2 protein-coding genes are annotated in these 7,332 nt (G+C 42.5%); both read right to left on the reverse strand.

The window, feature by feature from the left end:
- A partial coding sequence (locus VFA52_00090) for a zinc finger CCHC domain-containing protein (protein HZS42615.1) occupies nt 1–1,533 on the reverse strand: 1,533 nt, incomplete at its 3' end.
- A gap of 1,014 nt (nt 1,534–2,547) precedes the next feature.
- Nucleotides 2,548–5,742, reverse strand: coding sequence for a zinc finger CCHC domain-containing protein (locus tag VFA52_00095; GenBank protein HZS42616.1), 3,195 nt, complete (start codon nt 5,740–5,742; stop codon nt 2,548–2,550).
- Nucleotides 5,743–7,332 lie beyond the last annotated feature (1,590 nt).

Here is a 7,332-nt window from a genome sequence, read left to right on the forward strand (position 1 = left end):
CGTTTCGTCTGATTCTTCGGTTATATGCGTTGGAACTTCGAGTGGATTTTCGTCGGGAAACTGGTACAGACTTATTACTTCTATAATGGGATCGGGTTTAATCTTCGTTCTGATTATTTCGTTACTTTTATTCTTTGGAACTTCGTGTTCCATCTGTAGGTTAAATTCCAGGTCTGCTTCTGGAACGGGTTCGGAATAGTACACAGGAACGACTTGGGTTCCTTTTTCTTCTTCGAATTCGGAGTCTATTGGTGCCGGCTTCGATTTTCTTCGAATTTTCTTCCTTGTATGTCTTGGTGCGGCAGGTACGTACATTTCTTCTTTATCTTCTTCGTTTGGTTCGCTTCGGGTACGGTCCCTTTTCCGAAGATGCCGTTCTTTGCGGTACTTTGGGGAGGCTTTGTGGTATGACCTTGAGCGGGTACTCAGGTATACTTCGGCCTCTTCTTCATCTTCGCTTGGGTAGTATCCGCGGTCGAAATATTTCACTCTTTTAGTCTGGAATCGGGTGGTTTTCGGAGCTTGGTTGTTCACTTCGCTTTGGCACTCTCTGGCAAAATGTCCAGGCTCGCCACACTTGTAGCAGGTGACAATCTTTACCGATCTTTCGTTTCGGTACTCCGTTTTCGTTGGGGTGACTTGTACCGTTTGCGCGAGCAGTGCAGCTGATAGATTAGCATAATTTATCGATAATTGCTGCATTTGCTGCGTCAATGCTTCGATGTCGCTTCCGGGACTAGGAATGCTCGATTTCGGAGTCGTCTGTGGCTGAATCATAGCATTTATCGTCGGGATTTCCATGATCGCTTCGGGTACGTTGAGCGAACTTCGTTTCGTTGGATCATAATTGTACCCCGTTTCGACGACCTTTGCCCTCTCTATCGCGGCATTTAGGTTTGCGGGATTATCGGTGGAGACTAATGGAGTCAACAAGGGATCTAATCCATATAGGAACATCCGTACTTGTAAGGCATTGGGTACGAGATTCTGTGTGTTGACCTTTCTTAATAGTTTCCTAAATCGGCGGCTATATTCATCCACATTCTCCTCCGATGTTTGTCGAATGGTCATTAGCTCGTAATACCACTGATTTTGTTTCGTCTCTGGGGAGAAATGCGCGATGAACCGTTCGTCAAAGTTTCCCTGTTGGTTCGCTACATGCCACTGTTGGATATTCGGCTGATCGTTTACATACCAATCGTGGGCAGCGTCTCGTAGTAGTCCTGCAGCGATGGCTACCTTCCTATTATCCTGCCATTGGTTCGCTGTGGCTGCTTGATTGAACAATTCGATCCATTCATGTGGGTCCTCTTTGTCTTTCCCATAGAATGGTTCGACTTCTACCAGCGTAAGTTCTCTTGGTGCTGGTTGCTGTTGGGCTTGTATCTGTTGGGTTAATGCCACTATATTCTGTCCGTTAGGTCCAAAGATGGCCTGTAAGATCGCTTGCAACTGCAAGTTGTTCACTCCGGCTGCTTGCGGCTGTTGCTGTTGCTGTGGCTGCTGTTGAGGTCGTACTGGTTGGTTATTCATCGTTGCCTGTTTCTTGTTATTAATCGAAAACTTTCGTTTAATTAATGCTTCGAAAGATATCGGGTTCGTTCGATATCGTAGTTTTGTGATTTCTATTGATGTCTATCGATTTTGTCTTTGGACAGTTCGTCGTCCAATGTTTATCGTGTGGACAGTTCGTCGTCCGTTTCTTATTGCAATTATTGGACAGTTCGTTGTCCGATGGTTGCTGTATTGGTTCCCGGGACAGTTCGTCGTCCGTTAAAAGTCTAATCTTCGTTAATCGTCGCAAGTTCGTCTGCGGTCGATGTATAACGATTTTCGTCAATTCTTCTTTGGACAGTTCGTCGTCCGATGTAGGTTATTCTGCGTTAATCGTCGCAAGTTCGTCTGCAGTCGATTTTTCGCAATCGGTGCCGTATCGGTGTGGTTTACAAGTTCGTCTGTAATTACCGATACCTGGCAGGAATCACCAGAATGTCAACCGTACCAGTTCGTCGGAACGTTGACAGGGAAGTTGTTGTAAAACGGAAATATCACGGAGATATAACGGAGGTGTTGGAGAGTAATCGCGGAGAGGCTTCGTCCGGTTATATCACGTGATCGTAGCTATTCCTTAATGAGTGTAGTTAGCGTTAGTGTAACGGATCGGTTAGTTAGCGTAGACAATTATTCTTTATTATATATATTTATGTACTAGTTCGTTTTTCTAACAATGCATGTCTTTTGGCTCTAGCCAGATCCTTTATTGTATTTATACTTTTTATTACATAGAGGAATTTATCAGATATAAAATATAAAAGAAATAAAAGTAATGAATCAAATATAAGAAATATATAAAATGTATAAAATAAAACTTATCTAATTTATAAAAGTAATATAATTAATCTAAAAGTTAAAAGAAATACAAATTATTTATAATATAAAAGAAATATATTCGATATATTCGAAATATCCGAAATAATCGGGGCTGCCGATCGTTCCGGTCCATGCGGCAGCATGACGTCGTACGATGTTCTGCAGCGATTAGCATCGTCATCGTACTGCGGCGTTCTGCGTTTTCCGGTAACAATCGTCATCTATCGTTTTACGGCGATTAGCAACTACCGGTAACAATCTTCCCCTCCTTAATTTCGAGCTCCTGCGAAGAAGGGATCGATTTCTTTTGATCGGGCGCAGTTTCTTCCTATGCGGTGTACGTTGGCGATTTTTATCAACGATAGTTTTCGTTGGTTTACTGGTCGGTGATGGATCGGTAGGAATCGTGCCGGTTTGTGATCGATTGACGATTTCGTTAGTTGTCGGAAATTCGTCCGTTTTTCGATGGAGTTTGCCGGTGAAGTTTTCATTGTTAACTTCGGATTCTTCTTTTTCTTCTTTTTCAGGTCGTTTCGGTAGCGCATCGGCGTTGGTAGTGTGTTTCGCCTTTTGCCATTGGCCACTGGTCATATCCATGGTATTCAACTGTTCAAAACTCTCCGATAGATTGCCGATTCTTGTCGTTCCCGGGTAAATCTTCGTTTTTCCGATTTTCGTCGGATCGGGATAGGGTAAGTATCGTTTCATATTCAACTTTGGTATTAGCCGATTTGGAAGATAGAGGTAAGTTTCCTTTCCCTTGGTTTTCGTATTTCTTTGCCGGAAGACTTCGGACACTTGCTGAATGTGGCTGAAAGGTCGTTCGGCCGATATTGTTGGATATGCCGTGAGATCGTTCAAGTCTTCGGCTGTAAATTTTCCTTCGTAATATCGCGGAACTTGACTAATTATCCGTTGGTATGTTCCGGCGTCGTAATTTCGATAGTTCCGAAAGTCGTTTTCTTTCGTTAACGGATCGGAATCGGCTTCAACTTGTTTGTTCCGTTGGTAATCGATGCAAATTCGTCTGTCATCGTTTTTGTTTTCGATGTTTACTGGCGGATCGTTCGGAATCGATGTCTTTCGGACTATGTCGTCCGTTTCTATTCCCTTAATTCCTTTCCTTAAAAGTTTTCGATCCTGTATCTGTATGCTATCTCGATACAGTGTCCGATCGTTCGGTAGGGATTCTTCGGGGCTGTCTTTAAGTTCCGCATCTTCGGTTCGGTTGATTTCCATTTGGTTTTCGGCGCATATATCCGAATTCTCTTTTAGCATTTGCTGGAACAATCCCTGCTGATAAACATTTGCAATTTTTTGGTGATGTTCTGCCGTTTCTTCGGCTGTCGTTTGGGCTAAAGGGACTGCATGAGTTTCGGTGCATTTCTCTGCAGATTCGTTGGTTTCTTCGCCTATATGCGTTGGAACTTCGTGCGGATTCTCGTACTGTCCTATTATTTCCATGATGGGATCGGGTTCAGTCTCTGTTCCGATTGTTTCGTCACTTCTATTTTTTGAAACTTCGTGTAGGTCTTCGTCGGGGAATTCGTACAGATTTATTATTTCCATAATCGGATCGTATTCGGCCTCAATTCCAATGGTTCCTTCACTTATATACTTTGGGACTTCGGGTTTTACCGTTTTGTCCGATTCCTTCTTGATTTTCTTTACTGTTTCGGCCAATTTTCCATCGATTTTCCCTGTATGCTTATTCGATTTCTCGTCTATATGCGTTGGGACTTTGTGTTCTAACCATAGACCATATTTCGGGTTGGTATCGGAAAGGGAATTAAAAAGATCTGTAGGGATCATTTGAGACTCTTTCTTTTCGGCATTGGATTCCGTTTCTGGTCCAATAGGTTCTATACTTCTATTCTTTAGGACTTCGTGTTGTATCCAGGGCTTATACTTTTGGTCCAAGTAAGCCGCGAAATTTTCGCTACTGTTCTTTACAGGTTTGACCGATTCTTCCCAAGGATACTTTAGGACTTCCTGTCTAATTCCGGGGCTAAATTCTTGGTTTGTTTCAGGAACGGGTTCGGAATAGTACACAGGAACAACTTGGGTTCCTTTTTCTTCTTTGAATTCGGGGTCTATCGGTGCCGGCTTTGACTTTCTTCGATTTTTCTTCCTTGCTGCTGGTGCGACAGGTATGTAGATTTCATCTTCTTCATTCAGTTCGCTTCGGATACGGTCCCTTTTCCGAAGATGTTGTTCCTTGTGGGACTTTGGGGCGACTTTGTGGTATGACCTTGAGCGGGTACTCAGGTATACTTCAGCCTCTTCTTCATCTTCGCTTGGGTAGTATCCGCGGTCGAAATATTTCACTCTTCTAGTCTGGAATCGGGTGGTTTTCGGAGCTTGGTTGTTCACTTCGCTTTGGCACTCTCTGGCAAAATGTCCAGGCTCGCCACACTTGTAGCAGGTGACAATCTTTACCGATCTTTCATTTCGGTACTCTGTTTTCGTTGGGGTGACTTGTACCGTTTGCGCGAGCAGAGCAGCTGATAGATTAGCATAATTTATCGATAATTGCTGCATTTGCTGCGTCAATGCTTCGATGTCACTTCCGGGACTAGGAATGCTCGATTTCGGAGTCGTCTGTGGCTGAATCGTAGCATTTATCGTTGAATTTTGCACGATCGCTTCGGGTACTTCGAGCGAAATCCGTTTCGTTGGATCGTAATTGTACCCCGTTTCGACGACCTTTGCCCTCTCTATTGCGGCATTTAGGTTTGCGGGATTATCAGTGGAGACTAACGGAGTCAACAAGGGATCTAACCCATATAGAAACATTCGTACTTGTAAAGTATCAGGTACGAGGTTTTGAGTGTTGACTTTTCGTAATAGTTTCCTGAATCGGCGGCTATATTCGTCTACATTCTCCTCCGATGTCTGTCGAATGGTCATTAACTCGTAATACCACTGATTTTGTTTCGTCTTTGGGGAGAAATGCGCAATGAACCGTTCGTCAAAGTTTCCCTGTTGGTTCGCTACATGCCACTGTTGGATATTTGGCTGATCGTTCATATACCAATCATGGGCAGCGTCTCGTAGTAATCCTGCAGCGATGGCTACTTTCCTATTGTCCTGCCATCGGTTCGCTGTGGCTGCTTGATTGAACAGTTCGATCCATTCGTGTGGGTCCTCTTCGTCTTTCCCATAGAATGGTTCGACTTTCACCAGCGTAAGCTCTCTTGGTGCTGGTTGCTGTTGAGCTTGTATCTGTTGGGTTAATGCCACTATATTCTGTCCGTTAGGTCCAAAGATGGCCTGTAAGATCGCTTGTAACTGCAAGTTGTTCACTCCGGCTGCTTGCGGCTGTTGCTGTTGCTGTGGCTGCTGTTGAGGTCGTACTGGTTGGTTATTCATCGTTCGTCAGTATATGCAGATGTTTCTCGTTATTAATCGAAAGTTATCGGTTAATTAAGGCTTCGTAAGGTATCGGGTTCGTTCGATATCTTAATTCTGCGATTTCTATCGATGTCTATCGATTTCGTCTTTGGACAGTTCGTCGTCCGATGTTTATCATGTGGACAGTTCGTCGTCCGTTGTTTAATCGTTTGGACAGTTCGTCGTCCGATTCTTGCTGCAATTATTGGACAGTTCGTCGTCCGATGTTTACTGTATTGGTTTCTGGGACAGTTCGTCGTCCGTCGTATGTTGAATCTGCGTTAATCGTCGCAAGTTCGTCTGCAGTCGATTTTCGCAATCGATTCCTATCGACAGGTTTACAAGTTCGTCTGTAAGGTTGCCAGTTCTTTCGCAAGTTCGTCAATTGGTGCCGTATCGGTGTGGTTTACAAGTTCGTCTGTAATTACCGATACCTGGCAGGAATCACCAGAATGTCAACCGGGTCAGTTCGTCGAGCCGTTGACGTGGAGTCGATGTAAAACGGAAATCACACGGAGGCTTCGGAGGATCGTGGCGGAGAGTCTTCGTCCGGTTATATCACGTGATCGTAACTAGACTTCAACGAGCGTAGTCAGTGTAACGGATCGGTTAAGACTAGTTTAAGAATAGCTTAGACAAATATAGATTTAGTATAGTTTCGTTTTATTGTATTATTAAACAATGCATGTATCTATTAAATGAATGTGTTTATTAATTTCGTTTACAAGCGACTGACTTTCTCAGTTGGGATCTTTATTGTATTTATAGACTTTAATTACATATAGAAATAAAACAGATAAAACAAATAAAAGAGATAAATCTGATTTAAACGATAAAAGAGATATATCCGATATATCCGATTTATCAGATATATCTGATTTATCCGATTTATTCGAAATATTCGAAATATTCGAAATATCTGAAATATTCGAAATAATCGGCTTCGACGGCTGCCGATCGTTCCGGTCCATGCGGCAGTGTGACGTCGTTCGATACGCTGCGGCGATTTGCATCTACTGGTAACACCGTTTAGAAGCCACCAAAGTCGTCAAACGCCGCCGAAATTGCTGAAATCGCCAGATCGATATGCCAAATGATACCTAAAGATAAAAAAATCGGTAAGTATGAAAAAAACTAAACGAGAAGGAAGATCTTTTATCAAAGGAAAATTGTTTAAAGTTATTGATTTGATTTATAAAGATCCCATATTAAAATTTTAGGCTGACCTTTTTTACTTTCTGAACCTTTGCCAATTATAAGTAATTTCTTATCACTATCGATGAATTCTAGCGAATAGATTTCTTCCATTTCATGAAAGTCTTTTGATGTGATCTCCAAACCATTCTCCATAAAATATAGCCTAATAATTGATTGAGAAAGTGAAGTCAGTTAATTTTTTATTTTATAAAGCGTATGACGTCTACATGCAACTTACCCAATAGAATTAAGTCCTTGAGTAAAACAAAGTTGTAGCCTACTAATCGAAAAGACATGATTTAACGTGTGCTTATCGGTCTTTTCGACTCTCTTTGCAGTGGTATCTAATTCCATTTCTGCCAAGTTATAAAC

Source organism: Candidatus Paceibacterota bacterium (assembly GCA_035652395.1).
Classification (GTDB): domain Bacteria; phylum Patescibacteriota; class Minisyncoccia; order Phycocordibacterales; family CAJBRS01; genus JADGRH01.

What these genes read in the sequence shown, in the direction of transcription:
- VFA52_00095 (HZS42616.1), bottom strand. Translation starts at nt 5,742, where the DNA reads ATGAATAACCAACCAGTACGACCTCAACAGCAGCCACAGCAACAGCAA.